The sequence below is a fragment of the Rhizobium sp. BK602 genome (assembly GCF_014195095.1).
Taxonomy (GTDB): Bacteria; Pseudomonadota; Alphaproteobacteria; order Rhizobiales; family Rhizobiaceae; genus Rhizobium.
In genome coordinates this window covers 300,536-323,370 of sequence record NZ_JACIBC010000007.1, presented here as the reverse complement: position 1 = coordinate 323,370, position 22,835 = coordinate 300,536, and the positions used below count along the sequence as shown (strand labels likewise).

The window sequence follows — 22,835 nt, the reverse complement described above, 5'->3', positions numbered from 1 at the left end:
TGATCCGTTACTCCGCCGCCTGCGCATGCGTGCGGTGGCCGATGTCCTCATCCTCGTCGTCCACCTCGGGCTTCGGCTGTTTCCAGGCAATCAGGCGGTAGAACATCGGAATGAAGAAGGTAGCGATGAAGGTCGCCGCCAGCATGCCGCCGATGACGCCGGTGCCGATGGCATGGCGGCTGGCCGAGCCGGCGCCGGTGCTGATCGCCAGCGGCACGACGCCGAGGATGAAGGCGAGCGAGGTCATCACGATCGGGCGGAAACGCAGTCGCGCCGCCTCGAGCGCGGCTTCCGCCGCACTCATCCCGTCCTTGCGCTTCAGCACCGCGAACTCGACGATCAGGATGGCGTTCTTCGCCGCCAGGCCGATCAGGGTCACCATGCCGATCTGGAAATAGACGTCGTTGGTGAGCCCGCGCAGATAGGTGGCGAGCAGTGCACCGAACAGCGCGAAGGGGATCGCGGTGATGACGGCGAGCGGCAGGCTCCATTTTTCGTACTGCGCCGCGAGAATCAGGAACACCATGATGATGCCGAAGATCATCGCCTGCGTGCCCGCGCCACCGGTTTCCAGCTCCTGGTAGGCCGAGCCCGTCCAGGCGATCTGGAAGCCTTCCGGCAGGGTTTCCGCCGCCACCTGCTGCATCGCCTTGATCGCATCGCCCGAGGTATAGCCGGGCGCCGGGTTGCCGGTAATCTTGGCGGCGTTGAAGGCGTTGTAGCGTTCGAGCTGGTCCGGTCCGATGACGCGCGTCACCTTGATCAGCGTGTCGAGCGGAATCATCTTGCCGCTGTCGGAGCGGACGAAGACCTGACGCAGATCGTCGGGCGATTCGCGGAACGGCGCTTCCGATTGCAGGTTCACCTGATAATTGCGGCCGTACAGCGTGAAATCGTTGACATAGAGGCTGCCGAAGGTCGCCTGCATGGCATCGAAGACCGAGTTGATCGGCACGCCGAGCGCCTTGGCCTTCTCGCGGTCGAGATCGGCGCGGAACTGCGGCACGTTGGTATCGAGCGTGGTGCGCACGCCCGCCAGCTCCGGCCGCTTGGACGCAGCCGCCACGAGCTTCTGCGCCTGTTCGGAAAGCCCCGCGACACCCTTGCCGGAGCGGTCCTGGACATAGACCTCGAAGCCGCCGGTCGTCGAAAGACCCTGGATCGGCGGCGGGTTGAAGGCGAGCACCATCGCGTCCTTGATACCCATATTGGCCCCGATGATCGGCCCGGCCATGTTGCGGGCGTCGAGCTCCGGCGTCTTGCGCTCGCTCCAGTCCTTCAGCGTCACGAAGGCGACGCCGGCGCTGCTTTTCAGGCCGCCCGACAGCAGGTCGAAACCGGCGACGGCAAAGACATTCTCGACGCCGGGGATCTTCTGCGTGTTGACGACAGCCTGATCCATCACCGCCTGCGTGCGCGTCAGCGACGCCGCCGGCGGCAGGATGGCGATTTCGAACAGCGAGCCTTGGTCCTCGTCCGGCACCAGCGACCCCGGCAGGGTATAGAAGAGATATCCGGTCGCCCCAAGGAGGCCGGCGACCAGCAGGCAGCCGAGCACCATGCGCTTGAGGAAGAAGGCGACGCCGGCCGTATAGCCCCGCGTCAGCCGGTCGAAGGCACGGTTGAAGATACGGAAGGGCAGTACCGGCTCGTGATGGCCGGGCTTCAGGATCAGCGCGCAGAGCGCCGGCGTCAGCGTCAGCGCCACGATGCCGGAAATGGTGACCGAAATCGCGATGGTGACGGCGAACTGCTTGTACATCTGGCCGGCCAGCCCGCCCATGAAGGAGACGGGAATGAACACGGCGCAGAGCACCAGCACGATGGCGATGACCGGACCGGTCACTTCGCCCATCGCCTTGATGGCCGCCTTCCTGGGCGACAGTTTCTCCGTCGTCATCAGGCGCTCGACGTTTTCGAGCACCACGATGGCGTCGTCCACCACGATGCCGATCGCCAGAACCAGGCCGAACAGCGTCAGCAGGTTGATCGAGAAGCCGAGCATGTACATGCCGGCGAAGGTACCGATGATCGAGATCGGCACGGCGATGACCGGGATCAGCGTCGCGCGCCAGTTCTGCAGGAAGACGAAGACGACGATGATGACGAGCAGGATGGCTTCGATGAAGGTCTTGACCACCTCCTCGATCGATACCTGGATGAACTTCGTCGTGTCATAGGGGATCTGGTAGGAGATGCCCTGCGGGAAGGACTTCTGCAGCTTGTCCAGGCGCCCCTTGAGCGCCTTCATCGTATTCAGCGCGTTGGCGCCGGGCTGTAGATAGACGGCGATCGGGATGGCCGGCGTGCCGTTGAGGCTGCTTTGTACCGAATAGCTCTTGGTGCCGAGTTCGATGCGCGCCACGTCCTTCAGCCTGAGCGTCGCGGCATTGGCCGTCGAGCGCAGGATGATCTCGCCGAAGGCATCGACATCGGGCAGGCGTCCCTGCGTCGTCACCGTATAGGTGAAGGGCTGGGCGGTGTTGCTCGGCTGATCGCCGAAGCGGCCGGCGGCAAATTGCGAATTCTGCTCCTGGATGGCGGTCGCAACGTCGCTCGGCGTCAGATTATACTGCGCCAGCTTGTCCGGCCGTAGCCAGATGCGCATCGAATAATCGACATCGCCAAGCAGGTTGACATCACCGACGCCCGGAATGCGCTTGAGGTCGTCGATGACGTTGAGCAGCGCGTAGTTGCCGACATAGGCGCGGTCGTAGCGGCTGTCGGTCGAATACATCGCCACGAAGCCGAGGATCGAGGTCGAGCGCTTGGTGACGACGACGCCGAGGCGGGTCACGTCCTGCGGCAGGGTCGTGACGGCGCGCTGCACGCGGTTGTTGACGTTGATCGCGGCCTGGTCCGGATCGGTGCCGAGCGCGAAGGTGACGGTGATCTGCATCGCGCCGCTGTTGGAGTTCGTCGACTGCATGTAGAGCATGTCTTCGACGCCGTTGATCTGCTGCTCCAGCGGAGCGGCAACGGTCTGGGCCACCGTCTCGGCGCTGGCGCCGGGATAGGTGGCCGTGACGACCACCTGCGGCGGCGTCAGCTCCGGATATTGCGCGATCGGCAGGATGCGGATGCACACGGCGCCCGCAAGCAGGATGACGATCGAGATCACCGCCGCGAAAACGGGGCGATCGATGAAGAATCTGTTTCCCAACATCAGTTCTGCGCCACCTTGTTCGCGTCGCCAGGGGCGGCGGCTGCCGCCGCCTGCACGGGCGCGCCGGGGCGCACCTTGATGATGCCTTCGGTGATCAGCCTGTCACCGGCCTTGAGCCCGGAAAGCACGAGCCAGTTGCTGCCGACCTTCTGGCCGAGCGTCACCGGATTGACACGCGCATTGCCGTCCTTGTCGAGCGTGTAGACGAACTGGCCCTGCGGGCTCTGCATCAGCGCCACTTCCGGAATGGTGATGGCGTTGTCGAGCGAAACGCCGGTGACCTTGGCGCGCACGAACTGGCCGGGCAGCAGCCGGCGGTCGGGATTGTCGACCACGGCGCGGGCCTGCAGCGTGCCTGTCGAGGCATCGATGGTGGACGAGGTAAAGTCGACGGCGCCGTCATGATCGTAGGTCGAACCGTCGCCGAAGGAAATCTTCACGCCGAGATTGGGCGCCTCGCCCTTGGCCTTCTTCATGTCGATCAGCCGGCGCACTTCGGCGGCTTCCGTGTCCGAGAAGGAGAAATTGACATAGACGGGGTCGAGCTGGGTGATGCTGGTGAGCAAGCCGGTGTCGCCCGTCGTGCCGATCAGGCTGCCCTCGGAGACCTGCTCCAGGCTGGTGATGCCGCCGACCGGGGCGGTAACCTTGGTATAGTCGAGATTGAGTTGCGCCGTCTGCACCTGCGCCCTGGCTTGCGCCACCGAGGCTTCGGCCAGCTGGCGCGTGGAAATCGCATCGTCGCGCGCCTTCTGCGTGGCGGCATTCTGGTCGAACAGGCTGATGTTGCGCTTTTCCTCGCGCTGCGCCTGCGTCAATTGCGCCTCGGCCTGCTGCAACTGTGCCTGGGTCTGGGCCAGCGTCGCCTCGAAGGAAGCGGGATCGATGAGGAACAGGACGTCGCCCGCCTTGACCTCCGCACCCTCGACGAAATTTCTTTTCAACAGGATACCGCCGACACGCGCCCGCACGTCGACTTGCCTATAGGCCGCGATGCGCGCAGCATATTCATAAGTGAGCTGCACGGTTTCCGGCTTGACATCGACCACCGTCACCTGCGGTGGCGGCATCTGCCTGGCCTGCTGGGCAAGGGAGGGGAATGCGCCGAGAAACAGGAACCCGGCCATAAGAAAGCTGCTGCGCAAAAGGGAAAGGGGATGCGCCGTCATAAAAATCACCACGAGTTTCGACATTTTTATTGCGTCGCAGCATACAAACATACATGAATGATTGTAAACATCAAATTCACGTGACCTTTTGCATGAGCTCCGGGACGGCGCTGAAGTTTCCGAAGAATATCGTGTGAAATCAAACGAATGAGGCGGAATAAAATAAAACTGCCGCCTCCCGGAAGTGGGGAAGAACGAATGCGCAGAACCAAGGAAGATGCCGCCAAGACCCGCGAGGAGGTTCTGGCCGCAGCCGCAGCCGTGTTTTACGAGCACGGCGTCAGCGGCTCCAGCCTGGAAAAGATCGCAAGCCGTGCCGGCGTGACGCGCGGCGCGATCTACTGGCATTTCAAGGATAAGGCCGAGGTGCTGACGGCGCTGCACAGCGAAATTCGCCTGCCGCAGGAGACGATCGTCGATGGCGCCCTCGAACATGGGCATGACGATCCGCTCGGCCTGATCGAGGAGCAGTCGATCGGCGTGGTGCAGCTTCTGGCCGATGACGAACATCAGCAACGCATCTTCGCCATCATGATTCTCGGCTGCGAGTTCACCGAAATCCGCTCCGATGCCGCCCAGCGCATCATCACTGCCAATGCCGAGATGTACGAGAAGCTGAAGAAGCTGATCGACATGGCCGACCGGCAGGGCACGCTCGCCTCCTGCTGGACGGTCGACACCGCCGCACGCGCCTTCCAATGCTCCATGAACGGCCTCTTCGGCGAATGGCTGCGAACCAACAAGTCCTTCTCCGTGGTCGATGTCGGGGAAAGGCTGGTGCGCAGCCTGATCGGATCGATGCGGCGGCAAGCCGCCTGAAACGCGACGATCTGCCGAATTGAGCCGCGATCCGCATGATCGGGTCGCACCTCTTGACACCGGATGATCCATATCCATATAAATGAGTGACCACATACTCATTAATCCTGGAAGATCATGGCGCGCCCCCTCAGCGAAGAAAAACGACAGGCCCTTCTGACATCGGCCGCCGAATTGATCGCAACGCTGGGCACCGGTGCGTCCACCGCCAGGATCGCGCAAGCCGCCAATGTCGCCGAAGGAACGCTGTTCACCTACTTCGCAACGAAGGACGAGCTTCTGAACCAGCTGTTCGTCGAGATCGAAACCAATCTTGCCGGGGTCATGACGGCGCCCTATCCCGAGGATGCCGGGCCGCGCGAGCGTATCCGGCATGTCTGGACCCGGCTGATCGATTGGGGGTTGGCAAACCCGGTATGGCGCAAGGCGATACGCCATCTCAAGGTATCGGATCGGATCGCCACCGAAAGCCAGCATCGCTGCAATGCCATGCTCCATGAGACGCGCGCGATGGTCGAACAAAGCCTGTCCGGTCATGCCGATCCCGAGCGCGTCGCCTTCTATATCGACACGGTCCTGTTCGGGCTGGCCGAAATCGCGATCGAGGCCATCGAGGCCAACCCTGGGAATCACGAGCATGTCAGCCAGGCCGGCTTCGATTTGTTCTGGAAAGGCACCGCGGCCTAATTTTTTCATCAAAAAATGAGCATGTACTCACTCAATAAAAAGGTATCACCATGGCAAAACGGAGCGGATTCACGGAAGCCGATGTTTCCGACCAATCTGGCAAATGCTTCATCGTTACAGGCGCCAATACCGGCATCGGCTTCGAGGTTTCCCGCGTGCTGGCGGCGCGGGGAGCGCGGGTGCTGCTCGCCTGTCGCAACCAGGCAAAGGCCGAAACCGCAATGGCTGCGATCCGGCGGAAAGCGCCTGGAGCCGACCTCTCCTTCCTGCCGCTCGATCAGGCCGATCTTGCAAGCGTCAGGACCGCCGCCGAAGCGGCGGCCAGGGAGCCGCGCATCGACGCGCTCATCAACAACGCCGGCGTGATGACCCCGCCGCTTACCCGCACCAGGCAGGGTTTCGAGCTTCAGTTCGGCGTCAATCACCTCGGAACCTTCGCGCTGACCTCCCTGCTCCTGCCCAAACTGGCACAAACGCAGGGGTCTCGGGTCGTGGTCACCTCGAGCATCGCACACAGGGGCGCCAAGATCGACTGGGATGATCTGAACGCTGAGGTCAACTATTCCCGGATGCGGCGCTATTCCGCGAGCAAGCTCGCCAATGCCCTGTTCTTCCTTGAGCTGGACCGCCGACTTCGCGCCGACGGTTCGCCGGTCACGGCAGTCGGTTGCCATCCGGGAATGGCCGCCACCGAGTTGGGACGCTACATGGGGCCGGCCCAGTTGCTGCTGCCGCTGGCCAGGTTGCTCCTCAACACTGCCGCGATGGGAGCCTGGCCGGCGCTGCAGGCGGCCACCGCGCCCGTAGCGCCCGGCGGCTATTACGGACCAATCGGATTTCGCGAGGTGAGAGGCGTTTCCGGCGCGGCTTCGCGATCCGCCGATGCGCGGAATCCGGAGACCGCGCGGCGGCTCTGGGATGCATCCGTCGCCATGACGGGCATCGATCCCGGCCTGCGACCCGCGTGATGATGAGCCAGGTCTGCCGGACTGGTGTTATCGAACGGTCGGGAAGGGACTGCGTCTTTACTCGCCCACATGCCGCGCCGCCTCGGCCAGCGAGATCTCCGACTTGATCTCCCTGGTCGACATCGACGTCACGGTATGGCGCACGCCCGGCAGCCGGTTCAGCTCCTGACGCAGCAGCCGGTCGAGAGCCGCCATGTCGGTCGCCAGTATGTGCAGGAGATAATCGGCCTCGCCGGTCGTGGCGTGACAGCGCCAGATCAACGGGTGGCGGCGGACTGCCGCCTCGAAGGCATCGAAGCGCTCGACATCGATCGACACCTGCACGAAAGCCTCCAGTCCGAAGCCGAGCCGGGCGGGATCGAGCAGCGCCCGGTAGCCCCGGATCACGCCCGCCTCTTCCAGCGCCTTCACCCGCTTCCAGCACGGCGTCTTGCTGAGACCGACCAGATCGGCGAGCGCGGCAAAGGAGATGCGCGCGTCGGCCTCGAGAGCAGAGACAATCTTGTGATCGAGCGCGTCCAGTTCCATCGTTCCCTCCAGCTTAACATGAGGTAACAATCGTACTCCAGATATCCAATTTTGGATAACAAATAGGAACAATGTTCAAGCGGAAATTTCGTATCCTTCAGGAAGGCAAACATGCTTGGCGGCCGAAGGCCGGGATAAAGGGAACGAAGATGCTGAAAGAGGATTATTACGCGCGCATCGAATCGCCTGACATGCGCGACTATGGCGTTTACCTGCAATGCGACAAGCTGCTCGCCTGTCAGAAGCCACTGACCGGCATGGTCAATGGCGACGAGCTGCAATTCCAGATCGTCCACCAGGTGGAGGAGCTGTGGATGAAGCTCATCGCCTATACGCTGGTCGACGTGATCGCCTTCATGGAGGAGCACAACACCCACCGCGTCGTGACGCTGATGGGCCGTGTGCACCGCCTGATGCGGATGATGACGGCGCAGCTCGACCTGCTCGAAACCATGTCGCCCAAGGAATACCAGCAGATCCGCCTGCAACTGGGCAATGGCAGCGGCCAGGAATCGCCAGGCTTCAAGTTCCTGCTGCACATGCCGCCGGATCTCTGGCGGGTCTTCAAGGCCCATTACCTCGATGCGCCCGGCCTGACCGTCGAGGATGTCTATGACGAGAAATACGACCACGGCGACAGCTATGTCGTCGCCGAAGCGCTGGTGGAATATGACGAGCTATTCCAGAAATTCCGCGCCAACCACGTCTATCTGATCCAGCGCTCGATCGGGCTTGGCTCGAAATCGCTGAAGGGCCGGCCGGTCGATCTGCTGCAGGCCGGCGCCCGCCATCGCTTCTTCCCCGAGCTTTGGGACATCCGCGCCGAGATGACCGACCGCTGGGGCGGCCGATATGGCGTGGTGCGCGATTCCATTTCCAAGCCCCACGCCGCCGAATAACCTCCGGCCCGGCGATCAGCCGTCGCGCTGCATGGCGCGGCGGAAAGCCTCCAGCGTCTCGGCGCTGACGTGATGCTCTATGCCTTCGGCGTCGATGCGCGCCGTTTCGGCGCTGACGCCGAGCCAGCGCAGGAAGGCTTCGACCGTATGGTGGCGCGCGCGGATCTCCTGGGCGATCCTGTTGCCCGCATCCGTCAGGAAAACCCCGCGATAGGGCCGACGCGACACCAGCCCGTCCTCGCAAAGCCGCGCCAGCATCTTGGCGACCGTCGGCTGCGACACGCCGAGCCTTGCGGCGATATCCACCTGCCGCGCCTCGTTGCCGTCATCGATGAGATCGGCGATCAGCTCGACATAATCCTCCACCAGGGCGCCACGACTGGCCTCCCTGGTATGGCGGAACCCCTCGGAATGCGTTTCCGCATCCAGCAAGGGTTCGTCTCGTTGGATCGGCGGCTTTCTCGTCGGCAATCGGATGGGCTCCCAACTGAATAAAACTCGCTTTCATCTTTATAGCACCGGCTTCAAACTTGAAAGCGTCGGCATATGCGGACGAAGGCAATGCCCGTGGTTCCGCCACGGACAAATTCGCCGCCCAGTTACCCGCTCCCGGTCCGTGCCGCAACCGTCGAACCAGCTTTACCGACCGCCGGCCGTGGAGAACCATCGCGGCGCGATAGCAGCGACACCGACGCGGCAGCAGCTGATGTAGACCGGAAAACGCAACGACAGGACTGCGACAACAGCGCGATTCTGTCGCACCACAATGCCGAACCTATAAAATATAGCCTATTGCATAATGTTGATATCCGGCATATTTCTTTAGTCACCCCATAGTCCGATCCCCCCGGAGCCCCAAGTATGACGCAGATTCAGGATGCCGCGGCGCAGCGCGCATGGAAATTCGCCAGTCCGGACGAGGACGCCCGTCCAAGTCTTCCCGAAGTCAACGCCACGGTCCACGTCCCGCATACGGGCACCTGGATTCGCCGTCTGCTCGCCTTCATGGGGCCGGGCTACATGGTCTCGGTCGGCTATATGGACCCGGGCAACTGGGCGACCGATCTCGCCGGCGGCGCGCAATTCGGCTATACTCTGCTTTCGGTCATCATGCTGTCGAACCTGATGGCGATCCTGCTGCAGGCGCTCTCCGCGCGTCTCGGCATCGCGACCGGCCGTGACCTGGCGCAAGCCTGTCGCGATCACTATTCCAGGCCGGTCAATCTCGCCCTGTGGTTCGCCTGCGAACTGGCCATCATCGCCTGCGACCTTGCCGAAGTCATCGGCACGGCAATCGCGCTGCAATTGCTTTTCGGCATTCCGCTGATCGGCGGCGCGCTGATCACGGCGCTCGACGCCTTCCTGCTGCTGCTTCTGATGAACAAGGGCTTCCGCTTCCTCGAAGCCTTCGTCATCGCGCTCTTGATCGTCATCGCCACCTGTTTCGCCATCCAGATCGCCGCGGCCGCCCCGCCGGTCGCCGCCATTCTCGACGGCTTCGTCCCCTCGACGGAGATCGTGACCAATCACGAGATGCTCTACATCGCCATGGGCATCATCGGCGCCACCGTCATGCCGCATAATCTCTACCTGCATTCCTCGATCGTGCAGACGCGCGCCTACAAGCGCACCGACGAGGGCCGCCGCGACGCGATCAAATGGGCCACCACCGACAGCACCATCGCCCTGATGCTGGCGCTCTTCGTCAATGCCGCCATCCTGATCGTCGCCGCCGCCGCATTCCATGGCACCGGACATTCCGATGTCGGGGAAATTGGCCAGGCTTACGAACTGCTGTCGCCGCTGCTCGGCCTCGGCATTGCCTCGACCCTGTTTGCCGTGGCGCTGCTTGCCTCCGGCCTCAATTCCACCGTGACGGCGACGCTTGCCGGCCAGATCGTCATGGAAGGGTTCCTGCGCCTGCGTATTCCACAATGGGCAAGGCGACTTTTGACCCGTGGTCTCGCAATTATTCCGGTTGTGTTCGTAACCGCATTTTATGGTGAAAAAGGAACTGCCGACCTGCTCGTGCTGAGCCAGGTCATCCTGTCCATGCAGCTCCCCTTCGCGGTCATCCCGCTGGTCCAATTCGTCACGAACCCCGAGAAAATGGGCAGATTCGTCGTTCCGCGCAGCGTCGCCATCCTCTCCTGGCTGGTCGCCGCCATCATCCTGGCGCTGAACTTCAAGCTTCTCTACGACACTATCTTCGGTTGACGAATCACCCACGAGGCGCGATTTTGCGCCTCGTGGGTGATCACGGTAATTAACAGGCTGGTAATATTTGCCTAGATTTTGCCATGATTCCCCCTAGTTTGGGCCCACCGCTATCTGCAGGGTTTCCCAATTCATGGCCGAAAGTCCATTGCGCGTTCAATTTCCTGCAGAGGCTGCCATCCAGGCGCGGCCGCATCATGACTTTCATATCCCCTTCCTGCCTCGCTCCGCCCATCTTCGCCACCTGATCGCCATCGGCCTTGCCGGCACGGCCTCCTTTGGCCTTCTCGCGACCGTTCTCTATCCTTTGCTCGCCCATCATACGATCGAGCAGGCGGTGCCGGTGGCGCCGGCCCAGCTCGTTCAGTCGGAACCGGCCATGCCCAAGAGCAACCGGCTGGCTGCCAAGCAGCGTTTCGACGGCGCCCGCTTCGCGCAGGTGGCGGAAAAGCTGTCGAGCGGCGAGACCCGCATCTTCACCTATCACCGCACGACACTGGTCTTCAAAGCCGAGGATGGCGAAACGGCCAGCGGCGGCGCCACGGCCGTCAACGCCTCCTATGCCAATGAAGGCAAGGCGCAAGCCGCCCTGTTCTCGCCGCCGGCGCTCGGGGATATCCGCCAGGGCATCTATCCGCAGACCGCCCATTACGATGCCGTCCGGCGCTCGCGCTTCCCGGTCCGGGGCGTGCCGTTGAATGTCAGCGTGTCGAGAGCGACCGCGGGCGAGCCCGGCCGCGAATTCAAGCGCCTGGTTTCCATGCCGAAGGACCGGCAGGAACTGCAGGACATCCTCGCCTCCGCCGGCCTTGGCGGCGATGCCGGCGACGAGCTGCAGCGCGCTCTGGAGACCGATACGGTTTCGCCCGGCGACAGCCTGGAACTGCTCCTGGAAAAGAAGACCGCCGAGGCTCGGCCGAAACTGATCATGGCACGCCTGAGCGGCGAGAAAACGCGCGAACGGATCGTCGCCCGCGACGACGCCGACAGTTTCGTGCCGCTTTCGGACGACCGGCTGTTTTCCACCCTCTATAGCGAGAGCCAGGCCGAAGCCCCTGCCTCCACGGATGTGGCGGCCGTCGATCTCAAGGGCATCGACAGCGACGACCAGCGGACGATCGACGCCAAGCTGGAAAAGGCCGGCCTTTCCGAGGCGAGCGCCACCCAGCTCATCAAGCTCGCCAAGGCCAACGGCGTTTCCCTGACCGGCGGCGACAATGGCCCCGACAGCGTCGACTTGCTGTTCCGCAAGGCAGAGAACGACAAAAGCGAGCTGATGTTCATCGAATTCCATACCGATGGCGACACGCACCGCTATTATCTGCATAAGAACACCGGCGAAGGCTCCTCGGAATTCTACGACGAGGGCGGCCATTCCGTCGCCAAGGTGCTCGGGCATCGCCCGGTGCCCAACGGCAAGCTCGGCGATGGCTTCGCCTGGCGCATCCATCCGATCCTCGGCGTCAAGAAATTCCACAACGGCGTCGATTTCCGCGCGCCGATGGGCAGCCCCATCCAGGCCGCCGGCGATGGCATCGTCGAAAAGATCTCCTGGGAAACCGGCTATGGCAAATATGTCCGCATCCGCCATGACGGTGGCTACGAGACCACCTATGCCCATATTTCCGCGACACCGTCCGACCTGCATGTCGGTGAACGTGTGACGCAGGGCCAGGTCATCGCCTATGTCGGCTCCACCGGCTATTCCACCGGCCCGCATCTCTACTACGAACTGCGCGTCAACGGCCGTTACGAAAACCCGCTGACCACCGACCTTCCCGCCGGCACCAATCTGACCGGCAAGTCGCTCGACAGCCTGCGCTCGCAGGTGAGCCACGTCGACAATATCATGAGCTATCTCGACGTCCCCGGCCGCGACGCTCCGCCCCCACCCCCGCCCTTCTCGGGCTTCGATCAAGGCCCGGAAGCAGGCCCCGGTCACTTCGGCCGGCCGTGAGCCGCAATCATTTCTGGAAAATTGCCGCCACTCGGGCTATCATCTGACTATCTGATCAGTTGGAAGCCATGAGCAAACAAGACCGACAATTGCCGACAACCAAGAAGGCCGGCCCTCATCAGGGTGGCCGATGGAACCTGGAAACCGCAAAAGCGCGGTTCAGCGAGGTCGTGCGGCATGCCCGTGACGACGGTCCCCAACGCGTCAGCGTTCGCGGGCGCGAAGCCGTGGTTATCATGAGCGTCGAGGATTACGACCGGTTAGTCCCTGCCAAGCCCAGACTGCCCCTTGTCGAATTCATGGAAAGCCTCAGCCTTTCCGCATTGGATGTGGAGCGCGAAAGCGACACCGGCAGGGATGTCGAGCTTTGATCGGCTGGCTACTCGATACAAATGTCGTGTCCTCCCTGATCAACGCCAATGGAGCGCCCTCCGTGAAGAGTTGGGCGCGTTCCCAGCCGGAAGAGAGCCTCTTCATCAGCATCCTGACCATCGCGGAATACGACAAGGACATCTACAACTTGCCCGGCAACCATCCCGACCGGTCTCGCCATCTGGCATCCCGCGATGCCTTGCTGGAACGTTTTGGAGAACGAATTCTACCGGTCAGCAATCCCATCGTCCGGCGATGGGGCGTGATCTCAGGCACGATCAAGCGCGAGACGAAGCAGTTTCCATCCGTCATCGACACGATGCTGGCTGCAACCGCTCTGGAATTCAATCTGTTTTTCACGACCCGCAACGTTGCCGACGTGAATCACACCGGGGCGGCGCTTTTCAATCCATGGAGCGACGATCCGTCCAACTTCCCCCTAAACCGGGGAACGTGAACAGAAATTGAGTCCCTTCCCATGAAGCGGTCAGGCGCACATATCGCGCGCCTGACCGTCCTCCGGCTCCTCCGGCCTACAGCAGCTTCTCCAGCGTGATCGGCAGGTCGCGGATGCGTTTGCCCGTGGCGTGGAAGACGGCATTGGCGATGGCCGGCGCCACGCCGACGATCGCCAGCTCGCCGACCGCCTTGCCGCCGAGCACGGAGGCGTGGTGGTCGGGAATGCCGACATTGATCACCTCGATATCCGGGATATCGGCATTGGTCGGCACGAGGTAATCACCGAGATTGTTGTTGATGACGCGCGCATGACGCTCGTCGACGATGCCCTCCTCGAGCAGCGCCTGGCCGATGCCCATGATGATGCCGCCCTTCCACTGGCTTTCGGCGAGCTTCGGATTGTAGAGCCGGCCGGAATCCAGCGCCGAGACGACGCGCGAGACGCGCACCGTGCCGAAATCCTCATCGACCCGCACCTCGATGAAATGGGCGCACCAGCTATGCAGCGAATACTCGCCCTCGGTCGGAGAGCGCATGGTCGCGACCGTCGAGAAGTTGCGGTAGATATCCGCCTTGCTCTGCTTGTCCTCCGGCAGCGTATTGCGCAGCACCTCGATCTTGTCGCGGCCGATCTGCCGCAGCAGTTCGGCAATGGCGATGCCGTCGCCGCCTTCGCGCGGCGGCAAGATGCGGCCTTCGGAGACGGTCAGCGTGTTGGCCTGCAGGTCGCGCAACGGCGACTTCGGATCGTTGATCGCCAGCCCCACCAGTTCGTCGCGGGCCGCGATCGCCGCCTTGTAGACGGCGCCTGTCATCAGATTGGCAAGCTGCGAGCCGCCGGCGACGGGCGCTCGCGGCAGCGCCGAGTCGCCGAGCTTGACGCGGATCTGCTCGACCGGAATGCCGAGCGTTTCCGCCGCCGTCTGCGCCAGGATCGTATAGGTGCCCTGGCCCATGTCGATGCCGCTGCTTGCCACTTCCGCCGAACCGTCGGCGAGGATGCGCACCAGCGCCTCGCCCGGCGTGCGGCGCACCGGATAGGTGCCGGCGCCCATGCCCCAGCCGATCAGGTGTTTGCCGTCGCGCATCGAGCGCGGCGCATGCGAGCGCTTCGCCCAGCCGAAAGCCTTCGCACCGGCCTCGAAAGCTTCGCGCAGCTGCCGCGTCGACCAGGGCTTGTCGGCCTCCTGATCGTATTCGGCATAGTTCTTCAGCCGGATTTCCAGCGGGTCCATGCCGAGTTCGTAGGCAAGCTCGTCCATGGCGCTCTCGATGCCCCAGGCGCTTGGATTTTCGCCAGGAGCCCGCAGGGCGCCCGGCGTCACCGTATTCACCCGCACGACATTCTGCCGCGACGACAAATTGGGCGTCGCATACATGATCGCCGTGACGACACCGAGCGGCTCGACCGCCATGCCATCCATCGAGGTCTCATTGGCGCCGTTATGGACGATGGAGACAAGCTTGCCGTCCTCGGTCGCACCCAACGCGATCGTCTGGCGCGTAGCCGGCCGGCCGCCGAATGAGGTGAAGGTCTGCGGCCGCGTGATGGCCAGCTTCACCGGGCGGCCCACCATCTTCGCCGCCATCACGCCGACCGCGCCATGCGGCAGCGCAAATGCCTTCGAGCCGAAGCCGCCGCCGATATAGGGCGAGATCATCCGCACATTCTCGAAGGGAATGCCGAACCACTCCGCATAAGTGCGCGCCATGCCATCGATCCACTGGCTCGGCTCCCAAAGGGTCAGCCTGTCGCCGTCCCATTTGGCGATCAGCCCATGCGGCTCGATCGGCACGTTATATTCACGCGGCGTCCGGTATTCGGCCTCGATCCTGACGGGGGCCGCCGCCAAGGCCGCCGCGGCATCGCCCCATTCCTTGGTCATCGGATCGAGCGGCAAGCCTTCGCCGCCCCTGCTGTCCTCAAGGCTGAAGATCGCCGGCATTTCCTCGTAGGTGACCTTGACCAACGCCGCGGCGGCCGTCGCCTGTTCGAAGGTCTCGGCAACGACGGCGGCGATGTGCTGGCCGCTGAAGCTGATCTCGCGCAGCAGCGGCCGATAAGGACCTTCCGGACCGGGCGTATCCATCCAGGTGGTTGCCGAATTCAGCGCCATCTGATTGTCCGGTGTCAGGATGAGCAGGACGCCCGGTGCTTTCTCCGCGGCCGACGTGTCGATGTCGATGACCCGGCCGGCGGCGATCGTGCTCTGCACCATCACCGCATGGGTGAGCCCCTCGAGATCACGCTCGACGGCATAATCGGCCTCGCCCTTGATCTTCGCGGTTCCGTCGAGGCGCGACAGCCGTCCGCCGAGGGCGCCATCCGCCGCGCCGCGCTTTCTGGTTTCCACAATGGTCATGCTATCTCTCCCATCGTCAGGATGGCGCGCTCGACGACACGCGGCGCAAGCGCAATCTTGTAGTGATTGCCGCCATGATAGACGGCACCTTGGACAGCGAGCAGGCAGGCGCGCTTCACAGCGACTGGCTCCAGCACCTTGCCCTTCAATGCGTTTTCAACGGCGCGGGCACGCCAGGGCTTGGTCGCCACACCGCCAAGCGCCACCCGGATATCGCGGATCGTCCGGCCATCCGCCTCCAGCTCAAGGCCGACAGCGGCGCTCGCCGCCGCGAACTCATAGGACTGGCGGTCGCGGACCTTGAGATAGATCGAACGGCGCGCCGCGGCCGATGCCGGAATGGCAATCGCCGTGATCATCTCGCCGGGCGAGATCGCATGCTCCCGCTCCGGCGTCGCGCCCGGCAGCAGGAAGAAATCATCAGCCGCAATGGAACGCTCGCCGAGATGCACGACGGCATCGAAGGCCACCAGCGCCACGGCGAGATCGCCGGGATTGGTGGCGATGCAGGCCTCGCTCGTGCCGAGAACCGCATGGTTGCGCGTGACACCGCCGATCGCCGAACAGCCGGAGCCGGGCGCGCGCTTGTTGCAAGCCGCAAACGTGGCGGGATCGCGGAAATAGGGACAGCGCGTGCGCTGCATCAGATTGCCGCCGATGGTCGCCATGTTGCGGATCTGCGCCGAGGCCGCCAGCGACAAGGCCTGCGAGACGGCCGGGAACTGCGCCTTGATATTGGCGTCGTCGGCAACGCGGCTCATCTTCGCCAGCGCGCCGATGCTGACGCCCTGATCAGTGAAAGCGATAGCATCGAGACCGGAGAGATGGGAGATATCCACCACCGTTCCCGGCGCGGCCACGCCGCATTTGGCGAGATCGAGCAGCGTCGTGCCGCCGGCGAGCAATGCCGTGGCCGAAGATGCGGCAGCCTGCCGGGCCTCATCGATCGAGCCGGCGCGGAGATAGGAAAACTCTTTCATCGGGCGGCCTCCGCGGCTTCGCGCACGGCGGCGACGATATGCGGATAGGCGCCGCAGCGACAGAGATTGCCGGCCATATATTCGCGGATCTCGTCGTCGGTGCCGGCATGGCCCTCGCGGATACAGGCGACCGCCGACATGATCTGGCCCGGCGTGCAATAGCCGCACTGAAAGGCGTCATGCTCGAGGAAGGCGGCCTGCACCGGATGCAGGTCGCCGTTTTCTTTGGCCAGCCCCTCGATCGTGGTCACCTTGCGACCCTCGGCCTGGGCGGCCAGCATCAGGCAGGACAGCACGCGCTCGCCATCGACATGGACGGTACAGGCGCCGCACTGGCCCTGGTCGCAGCCCTTCTTGGTGCCGGTCAGACAGAGATGCTCGCGAAGGGCATCGAGAAGCGTGACACGCGGATCGAGCGAAAGCTCATGCGCATGCCCGTTGATATCGAGATGGACGGTGGTCATCAACTCACTCCCTGTTCGGGTCATCATCGTGGAATTATCGGATTGCGCCGGCATGACGCTCATCCTTGACGTTTGCGGACGTTTGCGTTGCCGGCCGAAGATCATCAGCCTACGGCGCCTTCGCTGGCGCATGCGGATTTCGATGGGACATCGGATTACGCCGCGCCCTTGCCATCCTCGATCCTCCTTGCAGACGGCAATGGCATCACGGCGCATTATGCGATAACAATCCTCCGGTACTCCAGAATAAACGGAGGCGCCTCCGTTTAATATTTAGAGACTTGGCCGATGCCGTCAAGTCGCAATCCGCGTGGAGCGAAAATTGGCCGCCAAGCCGCCGCCAGAACCGAAGGATACCACACCGCCAGGCGGCAAGACCCTGCGCGCCGATGCACGCCGCAACCGCGACAAGCTCATCGAAACCGCGGCGCAAGCCTTCGCCGATCACGGCACCGCCGCCTCGCTCGAGGAGATTGCCCGGCGCGCAAGCGTCGGCGTCGGCACGCTTTACCGGCATTTCCCGACCCGCGAACATCTGGTCGAGGCCGTCTATCGCCATGAGGTCGAGGTGCTTTGCGACGCAGCCGGGGAGCTCGCCGGCGAGCTGACACCGGATCGCGCGCTGGAGGAATGGATGCATCGTTTCGTCGGCTACATCGCCACGAAGCGTGGCATGGGAGACAGTCTGCGCATCCTGCTCAACAGCAATTCCGAACTCTTCGCCGACAGCTACGGCAAAGTACCGATCGTGCTCTCCGGCCTCATCGCAAGGGCCGTCGCCGCCGGCTCGATCCGCGCCGATGTCGACAGCACCGACGTGCTGCAGGCGCTTTCCGGCACCTATTCCATGCCCAACTCGCCGGAATGGCACGACCGCTCCCGCCGCCTCGTCGGCCTGTTGATGGACGGATTGCGCTGGGGTGCACCGAAAGCTCAAGGGCCGCAGGGGGCCTGATATTCGGCTGGATGCGTCCTATATGCTTTTGAATGAGAGTGTCAGGCGAGTTCGGTTTCGCGAAACTTATGTGCCTGGCCCCTCACCAAAGCCGAGGAGAGTCCAAATGCCCGAAAAGCCGATCAAGATTCCCGGCCCCGATCATCCCATCACCATCGAGAACAAGCGGGCGCATGTCACCGTTTCGGTTGCCGGCAAGGTCATCGCCGATACGCGCGACGCCCTGTCCCTGAAGGAAGCCTCCTATCCGCCGGTCCTCTACGTGCCGCGCAAGGATGTCGACATGTCGGCACTCGAAAGGACCGACCATGCCACATACTGTCCCTACAAGGGCGACTGTTCCTATTACAACATCCCGGCCGGCGGCGAGCGGTCGGTGAACGCGGTCTGGACCTACGAAAACCCTTATCCTTCCGTAGGCCGGATCAAGGACTACGTGGCCTTCTACCCGGATCGGGTCGACGCCATCAGCATTGACGCCTAAAGCGCCAGCCCGCTCGATGCATCGAAGACATAGACCTGCTCGGGGCTGACGGCGACCCTCAGCGGCTCGCCATAGCGGACCGGCGCCTCGCCATCGACGACGGCGGTCACCTGCTCGCCGGCCAGATCGAACAGCACATGCGTCTGCGCGCCGGTCGGCTCGACCAGCAGCGTCTGCCCGGTCAGCGGCGAACCATTGCCGGCAAGGCTCAGATGCTCCGGCCTGAGGCCGATCTTCACGCTCTGCCCGGATTTCACCTTACGCGCGCCGGCGATACGCACCGGCGTGCTGTCCTTCAGGCGCACGGCGGGCGAACCATCGAGGCCCTCCACCACGCCGTCGAGGAAATTCATGGCGGGTGAGCCGATGAAGCCGGCGACGAAGAGGTTGGCCGGCTGGCGGTAGAGCTCGATCGGCGTGCCCTGTTGCTCGATCTTGCCCTGATTCAGCACGACGATGCGGTCGGCCAGTGTCATGGCCTCGATCTGGTCGTGGGTGACGTAGATCGAGGTGGTCTGCACCTTCTGATGCAGCGCCTTGATCTCCGAGCGCATCTGCACACGCAGCTTCGCATCGAGGTTCGACAGCGGTTCGTCGAACAGGAAGACGGCGGGATTACGCACGATGGCGCGCCCCATGGCGACGCGCTGACGCTGACCGCCGGACAGTTGCGCCGGCTTGCGGTCGAGCAGCTTGGTGAGGTCGAGCATGCGCGCCGCCTCGTTGACCCGCTGCTCGATGACCGGCTTGGTCTCGCCCGAGAGCTTCAGGTTGAAGCCCATGTTCTCGGCCACCGTCATATGCGGATAAAGCGCATAGGACTGGAAGACCATGGCGATGTTGCGCTCGCGCGGCGTCATGGCGTTGACCACCTGCCCGCCGATCGACACGTCGCCCTCGGTGATTTCCTCCAACCCGGCGATCATCCGCAAAAGGGTCGATTTCCCGCAGCCGGAGGGACCGACGAGTGCGATGAACTCGCCGTCCTCGATCGAAAGCGAGATATCGTGGATGACGGTGAGCGCCCCATAGGCCTTGTGGATGTTGTGCAGTTCGACGGATGCCATGCTCTTTGCTCCAGTAAGGCTCAGGACTTCACGGCACCGGCGGTGAGGCCGGCGATGATGTGCTTCTGCGCCAGGAAGAAGACGATGATGGTGGGTAGGATGGTGAGCGTGATGAAGGCCAGCACCAGTTCCCATTCGGTACCGAATTCGCCGCTATAGACCATCATGCCGAGCGGCCAGGGATAGATCGAATCCGAGTTCAGCATGATCAGCGGCAGGATGTAGCTGTTCCAGCTGCCGACGAAGGAGATGATACTGACGGTGGCGATGATCGGCCGCGAGAGCGGCAGCGAGATGTGCCAGAAGAAGCGGATATAACCGCAACCATCGACGAAAGCCGCCTGGAACAATTCTTCCGGAAGGTTGCGAAAATAATTTCGGAACAGAAGGATGCTCATGCCGAGGCCGAAAGCCACCTGCGGCAGCACCACGCCCCAATAGGTATTGAGCAGGCCGAGATCGCGGATGCGGATGAACAGCGGCAGGATCGCCGTGGCCGCCGGAAACATCAGGCCGATGAGGAAATAGTTCAGCAGGAAGTTCGAGCCGAAGAATTTCACATGCGCGAAGGCGAAGGCGGCCATCGCCGAGACCGACAGCGTCAGGAACACGGTCAACACGGCGATGATCAAGGAGTTCATCATCTGCCGCCAGTAGCGATCGCCGAACAGGATGCCGGTATAATTCTCGAAATGCCATTCGGCCGGCAGGCCGAAGGGATTGACCCGGAGATCGCCCAGCGTCTTGAAGCCGCCGAGTGCGGTCGTCAGAAGCGGGATCAGCACGATGGCGGCGATGATGGTCAGCGACACGTAGAGATAGATCTTCGTGCCGGTGCTCAGTCGAACGGATGAAGCCATATCAGTCATTGCGCATAAATATCCGTTTGTAGCCGAAGGCGAGAGTGACGCAGATCACGAACAGCACGACGCCGACGGCGCTGCCGAGACCGACCTGCATGCGGGTGACACCGAAATTGTATAGGAAGGTCACCATCGTCTGCGTCGAGTTGAACGGTCCGCCGCCGGTGAGCGGCATGATCATGTCGAAGAGCTGCAGCGATCCGACGACCGCGAAGAAGACGGAGAGACGCAGCGTCGAGCCCAGCAGCGGCAAGGTGACGTAGCGGAACTTCTGCCAGCCGGTGGCGCCATCGATCTCGGCCGCCTCCAGCACGCTCTTGTCCAGGGATTGCAGTCCGGCGATGAACAGCATCATGTGGAAGCCGAAATATTTCCACACGATGACGCCGAGCACGGCATACATCGCCAGGTCCTTGTCGGCGAGCACATAGGGCGTGGCGGTTCCGAGGAAATGCGCGATCGCGGCAAACAGGCCGTAGTCGCCGTCATAGACGAAGCGCCAGATCAGGCCGGCGGCGACTTCCGCCAGCACATAAGGCAGGAAGAAGATCAGCCGGAAGAGCACGACGCCGCGAACGCGGTTCGCCAGCATCGTCGCCAGCCAGATGGCAAGCGGCACCTGGATGGCGATCGACACCAGGATGATGAGCGCATTGTTCTTGAGCGAGGTCAGGAACGCGGCGTTCTTGAACAGAACCTGGAAATTGCGCAGCCCCACGAATTCCGTCGGCGGGCCATAGCCGTTCCAACGATAGAGGCTGTACCAGGCGGCCTCGCCCATCGGCAGGATGACGAAGATGGTGAAGAGCAGCAATGCCGGCGGCAGGAACAGCAAAATAACAGGCATGCGGCCGCGCGCGGCCGGCGATTTTCGTTTCGCTGCGGGCCTCGCTCTTGCGATGGAGGGCATGGCAGTCGTGGCGCTGACATCGGTCATGGGCGGTCTCGACAATTGCAATTCAAAGAAAAACCGGCGCCGGCACAAGGGAGCGGCCGGCGCCGGATGCCGCTAGAGCTGGTCCTGCTCGAAGGCGTCCTGGACCTGCTGCGCGCCATCCTTCGGCGCGATCTGGCCGGAGACGATGCCGACGGCCACATCGTTGACGACACGGCCGACCGAGGGGCCGAGATCCTGGTCGAAGAAGTTCTGGTGCCAGGTCGAATGCGCCAGCTGATCGGCGGCATCGCGCATCAGCGGACCCTTGACGCCATCCTCCGCGCCGGTCGCGACCGGAATGAGCATGCCGGCCTGCGCCATGGTGCGCTCATTGTCGGCATTGGTGAGATAGGCGAGGAAATCGAGCGCTTCTGGCGGCGCCTTCTTGGTGACGGCCCAACCGTTCAAACCGCCCAGCGTATCGGTCGCAAGGCCGGCGCCGCCGGTGACCGCCGGGAAGGCGAAGCGCCCGACATTGTCGTCCGCCAGGCCCTTGCCGTCGCCGGCATTGGTGCGCTGGTTGGCGACGGTGTTTTCGAAGCCGAGGATCATTGCCGCCTTGCCGTCGCCGAAGACGCCGAGCGCCTGCGGCCAGGTGGCGCCGAGATAGCCGGGCTGGAAGGGCTCGAGCTTGCCGAGTTCGGCCAGCTGCTCGCCCGCCTTGATGATGGCCGGATCGTTGAAACCGTTGCCTTGGCCGGTCTTGGCGGCGGTGAAAACCGGCTGACCGCCGTCACGCATCACCAGATAGCTCCAGTAGAAATGGATCGGCCACTTCTCGCCGCCGCCACCGGCGATCGGCGCGATGCCGGCCGCCTTGAGCTTCTTGACCGCGGCCAGATAGTCGTCCCAGGTCTTGATGGAAGCCGCGTCGACGCCGGCCTTGGCAAAGAGCGCCTTGTTGTAGAAGAAGGAAACGGTGCCCATCTTGTAGGGCACGGCGCTGATCTTGCCGTCGAAGGTCAACCCCTTGACGGCAGCCGGATTATAGCTCTTCAGCCAGGCGCCATCCTTGGCATTCATCGCCTCGGTCAGATCCATCAGCGTGCCGGTTTGCTGCTGCTGTTTCAGCACGCCGCCGCCCCAGCTGAAGAAGAAATCCGGCGCGTCCTTCGATTGCAGCAAGGTCGGCAGCTTGGCCTTGAAGGCCTCGTTGGCCAGGAACTGCATCTCGATCTTCGTGCCGGGATGCTTGGCCTCGTACTGATCGGCGAGCTTGCGCCAGACGGCGACGTAATTCGGATCGGTTTCCAGATGCAGCCATTTGACGACGGTGTCGGCGGCGGCACCCGTCGCGCCGGCCAAGATCGCCAGCCCGGTCGTGGCGGCAACAGCGGCGATGCGAAGGGCTTTGGCCCCACGTAGATGGATCATGATTTTCTCCTCCCAAGGGAACCAAGAGCCTCAATATTTTTTCCCTTATGCGGAATAATTCAGCGGAGCTTTGCCGAAATGTCAACCGCCATTGCTAAATTTTCGGC

Annotated in this window: 21 protein-coding genes; 10 read left to right on the top strand and 11 right to left on the bottom strand. The window is 63.0% G+C overall.

What is annotated here, in order from left to right; genetic code table 11:
- Positions 1 to 7 precede the first annotated feature (7 nt).
- Together FHX11_RS23245 and FHX11_RS23240 are read right to left on the bottom strand one after the other, a co-directional pair.
- On the bottom strand, positions 8 to 3,166 hold the full coding sequence (locus tag FHX11_RS23245; protein WP_184361477.1) for an efflux RND transporter permease subunit: 3,159 nt from the start codon (positions 3,164 to 3,166) through the stop codon (positions 8 to 10).
- On the bottom strand, positions 3,166 to 4,293 hold the full coding sequence (locus FHX11_RS23240; protein ID WP_246781120.1) for an efflux RND transporter periplasmic adaptor subunit: 1,128 nt from the start codon (positions 4,291 to 4,293) through the stop codon (positions 3,166 to 3,168). The genes FHX11_RS23245 and FHX11_RS23240 overlap by 1 nt, the downstream gene beginning before the upstream one ends.
- Before the next feature lie 240 nt (positions 4,294 to 4,533).
- Here FHX11_RS23240 and FHX11_RS23235 point away from each other — a divergent pair, with 240 nt between their 5' ends.
- From FHX11_RS23235 to FHX11_RS23225, 3 genes are all read left to right on the top strand, one after another.
- A complete protein-coding gene (locus tag FHX11_RS23235) occupies positions 4,534 to 5,154 on the top strand; it encodes a TetR family transcriptional regulator (RefSeq protein ID WP_184361471.1) in 621 nt (206 codons plus the stop codon).
- A gap of 117 nt (positions 5,155 to 5,271) precedes the next feature.
- Positions 5,272 to 5,841, top strand: a complete 570-nt coding sequence (locus FHX11_RS23230; protein WP_184361468.1) for a TetR/AcrR family transcriptional regulator — start codon at positions 5,272 to 5,274, stop codon at positions 5,839 to 5,841.
- 50 nt (positions 5,842 to 5,891) lie between these two features.
- Complete coding sequence (locus FHX11_RS23225) at positions 5,892 to 6,809, top strand: oxidoreductase (protein ID WP_184361465.1); 918 nt, start codon at positions 5,892 to 5,894, stop codon at positions 6,807 to 6,809.
- A 57-nt stretch (positions 6,810 to 6,866) separates the two neighbouring features.
- Here FHX11_RS23225 and FHX11_RS23220 read toward each other — a convergent pair whose 3' ends face one another.
- Positions 6,867 to 7,337 carry an Lrp/AsnC family transcriptional regulator gene (locus FHX11_RS23220; RefSeq protein ID WP_184361462.1) on the bottom strand — a complete coding sequence of 157 codons (471 nt, stop codon included), beginning with the start codon at positions 7,335 to 7,337 and terminating at the stop codon, positions 6,867 to 6,869.
- A gap of 149 nt (positions 7,338 to 7,486) precedes the next feature.
- On the opposite strand from FHX11_RS23220, the gene FHX11_RS23215 reads away from it, so the two are divergent.
- A complete protein-coding gene (locus tag FHX11_RS23215) occupies positions 7,487 to 8,236 on the top strand; it encodes a tryptophan 2,3-dioxygenase family protein (protein WP_184361459.1) in 750 nt (249 codons plus the stop codon).
- Positions 8,237 to 8,251: 15 nt separating this feature from the next.
- Here FHX11_RS23215 and mntR read toward each other — a convergent pair whose 3' ends face one another.
- Positions 8,252 to 8,707 (bottom strand): manganese-binding transcriptional regulator MntR, encoded by a 456-nt coding sequence (mntR, locus tag FHX11_RS23210; protein ID WP_184361456.1) that lies wholly within the window; start codon positions 8,705 to 8,707, stop codon positions 8,252 to 8,254.
- 390 nt (positions 8,708 to 9,097) lie between these two features.
- On the opposite strand from mntR, the gene FHX11_RS23205 reads away from it, so the two are divergent.
- The 4 genes from FHX11_RS23205 to FHX11_RS23190 all read left to right on the top strand — a co-directional run bounded on the left by FHX11_RS23205 (position 9,098) and on the right by FHX11_RS23190 (position 13,239).
- On the top strand, positions 9,098 to 10,453 hold the full coding sequence (locus tag FHX11_RS23205) for an Nramp family divalent metal transporter (protein ID WP_184361453.1): 1,356 nt from the start codon (positions 9,098 to 9,100) through the stop codon (positions 10,451 to 10,453).
- 148 nt (positions 10,454 to 10,601) lie between these two features.
- Complete coding sequence (locus FHX11_RS23200) at positions 10,602 to 12,410, top strand: M23 family metallopeptidase (RefSeq protein ID WP_246781119.1); 1,809 nt, start codon at positions 10,602 to 10,604, stop codon at positions 12,408 to 12,410.
- A gap of 68 nt (positions 12,411 to 12,478) precedes the next feature.
- Positions 12,479 to 12,781: a type II toxin-antitoxin system Phd/YefM family antitoxin gene (locus tag FHX11_RS23195; RefSeq protein WP_184361447.1), complete on the top strand. Its 303-nt coding sequence runs from the start codon at positions 12,479 to 12,481 to the stop codon at positions 12,779 to 12,781.
- Positions 12,778 to 13,239 (top strand): type II toxin-antitoxin system VapC family toxin, encoded by a 462-nt coding sequence (locus FHX11_RS23190; RefSeq protein ID WP_184361444.1) that lies wholly within the window; start codon positions 12,778 to 12,780, stop codon positions 13,237 to 13,239. Before FHX11_RS23195 ends, FHX11_RS23190 begins: the two co-directional genes overlap by 4 nt.
- Before the next feature lie 76 nt (positions 13,240 to 13,315).
- Here the strand turns inward: FHX11_RS23190 and FHX11_RS23185 are convergent, their stop codons facing one another.
- Genes FHX11_RS23185 through FHX11_RS23175 form a run of 3 tightly spaced genes read right to left on the bottom strand, consistent with a single transcriptional unit; the run spans position 13,316 to position 17,048 of the window.
- Positions 13,316 to 15,604 (bottom strand): xanthine dehydrogenase family protein molybdopterin-binding subunit, encoded by a 2,289-nt coding sequence (locus FHX11_RS23185; RefSeq protein ID WP_184361441.1) that lies wholly within the window; start codon positions 15,602 to 15,604, stop codon positions 13,316 to 13,318.
- Positions 15,601 to 16,584, bottom strand: a complete 984-nt coding sequence (locus tag FHX11_RS23180; protein ID WP_184361438.1) for a xanthine dehydrogenase family protein subunit M — start codon at positions 16,582 to 16,584, stop codon at positions 15,601 to 15,603. Before FHX11_RS23180 ends, FHX11_RS23185 begins: the two co-directional genes overlap by 4 nt.
- The gene (locus FHX11_RS23175) at positions 16,581 to 17,048 is read right to left on the bottom strand and encodes a (2Fe-2S)-binding protein (RefSeq protein ID WP_184361434.1); all 468 of its coding nucleotides are present in this window, start codon (positions 17,046 to 17,048) and stop codon (positions 16,581 to 16,583) included. Before FHX11_RS23175 ends, FHX11_RS23180 begins: the two co-directional genes overlap by 4 nt.
- 322 nt (positions 17,049 to 17,370) lie before the next feature.
- On the opposite strand from FHX11_RS23175, the gene FHX11_RS23170 reads away from it, so the two are divergent.
- Both FHX11_RS23170 and FHX11_RS23165 read left to right on the top strand, forming a co-directional pair.
- Positions 17,371 to 18,003, top strand: coding sequence for a TetR/AcrR family transcriptional regulator (locus FHX11_RS23170; protein ID WP_184361431.1), 633 nt, complete (start codon positions 17,371 to 17,373; stop codon positions 18,001 to 18,003).
- Positions 18,004 to 18,109: 106 nt separating this feature from the next.
- A complete protein-coding gene (locus tag FHX11_RS23165; RefSeq protein ID WP_184361429.1) occupies positions 18,110 to 18,487 on the top strand; it encodes a DUF427 domain-containing protein in 378 nt (125 codons plus the stop codon).
- Here FHX11_RS23165 and ugpC read toward each other — a convergent pair.
- From ugpC to FHX11_RS23145, 4 genes are all read right to left on the bottom strand, one after another.
- Positions 18,484 to 19,554, bottom strand: coding sequence for a sn-glycerol-3-phosphate ABC transporter ATP-binding protein UgpC (gene ugpC, locus FHX11_RS23160; RefSeq protein WP_184361426.1), 1,071 nt, complete (start codon positions 19,552 to 19,554; stop codon positions 18,484 to 18,486). The genes FHX11_RS23165 and ugpC overlap by 4 nt on opposite strands.
- 20 nt (positions 19,555 to 19,574) lie before the next feature.
- Complete coding sequence (locus FHX11_RS23155; RefSeq protein WP_184361423.1) at positions 19,575 to 20,423, bottom strand: carbohydrate ABC transporter permease; 849 nt, start codon at positions 20,421 to 20,423, stop codon at positions 19,575 to 19,577.
- Entirely contained in the window at positions 20,416 to 21,354 is a 939-nt protein-coding gene (locus FHX11_RS23150) for a sugar ABC transporter permease (protein ID WP_184361420.1), read from the bottom strand. The genes FHX11_RS23155 and FHX11_RS23150 overlap by 8 nt, the downstream gene beginning before the upstream one ends.
- Positions 21,355 to 21,426: 72 nt before the next feature.
- Positions 21,427 to 22,728: an extracellular solute-binding protein gene (locus tag FHX11_RS23145; protein ID WP_184361417.1), complete on the bottom strand. Its 1,302-nt coding sequence runs from the start codon at positions 22,726 to 22,728 to the stop codon at positions 21,427 to 21,429.
- Positions 22,729 to 22,835: the final 107 nt, after the last annotated feature.